The sequence below is a fragment of the Kitasatospora sp. NPDC053057 genome (assembly GCF_044546945.1).
In the GTDB taxonomy this organism is placed as follows: Bacteria; Actinomycetota; Actinomycetes; order Streptomycetales; family Streptomycetaceae; genus Kitasatospora.
In genome coordinates, this window is the sequence record NZ_JBITZP010000108.1 from 2,371 (window position 1) to 4,008 (window position 1,638).

Sequence of the window (1,638 nt, forward strand, 5' to 3'; positions counted from 1 at the left end):
GCCCAGCACCCGCACCATGTCGCCCAGCAGATCGGCCGTAGCGGTCGCGGCCCCGGCCGCATCCCCCGCCACCCCCCGCCACCAGGCGAGGCTGTGCCGGGCGGCGAGGGTTTCGGGGTGGTCGGGGCCCCGGTGGTGGTGGGTGGTGTGGGTGAGGTGCTGGTAGTGCTGGCGTGCGGCGGTGACTTGTCCGGCTTCGCCGAGGCTGTTGCCCGCGCGGTACAGCACCGGGTGCGCGTCAGGCCGGTGCAGGGCGTCCTCGGCGTGGCCGGTGAGGGCTTTGGCGCTGGCGCGCAGGGCCTGGGTGAGGGCGGTGTCGTATTCGATGGCGGGCCAGGCTGCGGTCAGGGCGTCGGCTGCGGTGCGGGCGAGCCGGTCGTGCTGGGCGGGGGTGAGGGTGTCGCGGACGGCGCGCTGGACGAGCTGGTGGACGCGCACGGCCTGGTGGGGGGTGTCGGGGGTGTGGTTGATCAGGCTGAGCCGGTACAGCGCACGCAGTGCGAGCACCGCCTGATCGACGCTGACCTCGGCCGGGGAGGCTGCCGCACGGTGGCCGGTGAGGTGGGCGAGGGCGGGTGGGCTGGTCAGGACGGCGGACCTCGGCGGCGGCGCGGGCGTCGAGGGTGTCCTGCCGCATCTGCCGCAGCAGCTCGCGCCCGGCGGTGGTGACGTACACCTCCAGCGCCTCGGCAGTGGCGGTGGCCATGGCCGGTTCGGACAGGTGGTCGAGCATCTCCTCCATCCGGGTACGAGTGGAGGTGAACGGTTCGGCGACCCGGACAGCGGGGGCCGGGGACGTGTAGCGTGCCACGAGGTCTTCTTTCTACCTGGTCAGGCGGTTCAACCCGACCAACAGGAGGAAGACCACTACTCGTTGCGGTCCCTCACCCGTGTGCCGCGGACCTTCCACGCGCCAGGGTGAACAGCCCGCCCGGCGTGATCGCCACCCGCCCCGCCTCAGCCGCCTTCTTCAACTGATGGCGCACCCGCTCCACTTCACGCGGCGTCGCTTCCAGTCCCAGCGCCTCCACGACCTGACGGCAGCGCACCGGACGATGGCGTCCCGCCGAGTGGTGTAGCGGCGATCTTGGCGTAGGCCCTGGTCAGCGGCCCGGCAGTTGCCGCCCGGACCTCCGGCCGATCGCCGTCCCCCCGCCGCGACCTGCGCCGAAGGCGGCTGCGGGCTGCTCCGCGAGCCCTGGTCCAAGCACCTCGGTCCGACGGGACGTCAGCACACAGAGATTCCACCACCATGCGGGACATGACCCACCGGACCGGCATACCCGGCCAGCACGTCCAGTACCCGGGCAGTCAACTCCCCGGCCTGCTCGACGGCTTCGTCCCGGCCCCGGACCGGACCCGCCGCCCCACCGCGCGGAGCCGGCACGCGAACCCCGGCCGCGCCGACCGGAACGCATGAGACGGGCAGCTCGCCGACCACCTCACGCGCGGTGGACACCCGGGCCAGTTCACGCTCGCACACCGCCAGCAGGCCAGCGATCCGCTCGGCCTCCCCGCGCAACCGCTCCGTCTCCCTGCGGCAGGTGTCCGGGTACTACCTCAGGTGCAGAGGTGCGTACGGGTTCAAATGCAGAGGTTCCCCGGCGTGTCGTGATGTCGGGTTCATGAAGTGGGTCA

The 1,638-nt window shown here is 72.6% G+C and carries 2 protein-coding genes and 1 pseudogene; 1 reads left to right on the top strand and 2 read right to left on the bottom strand.

Translation table 11 applies throughout. The features are described from left to right. Positions 1–507 (bottom strand): annotated as a pseudogene (locus ACIG5E_RS39100) (tetratricopeptide repeat protein); the annotation flags it as partial. Between the two features lie 377 nt (positions 508–884). After that, positions 885–1,031, bottom strand: a complete 147-nt coding sequence (locus tag ACIG5E_RS39105) for a hypothetical protein (RefSeq protein ID WP_396542024.1) — start codon at positions 1,029–1,031, stop codon at positions 885–887. 230 nt (positions 1,032–1,261) lie between these two features. Between ACIG5E_RS39105 and ACIG5E_RS39110 the strand changes: the two genes are divergently transcribed. Next, positions 1,262–1,420, top strand: a complete 159-nt coding sequence (locus ACIG5E_RS39110; protein WP_396542026.1) for a hypothetical protein — start codon at positions 1,262–1,264, stop codon at positions 1,418–1,420. Positions 1,421–1,638 lie beyond the last annotated feature (218 nt).

Coding starts and splice junctions, on each gene's coding strand:
- ACIG5E_RS39110 (WP_396542026.1), top strand. CDS start 1,262: ATGACCCACCGGACCGGCATACCCGGCCAGCACGTCCAGTACCCGGGC.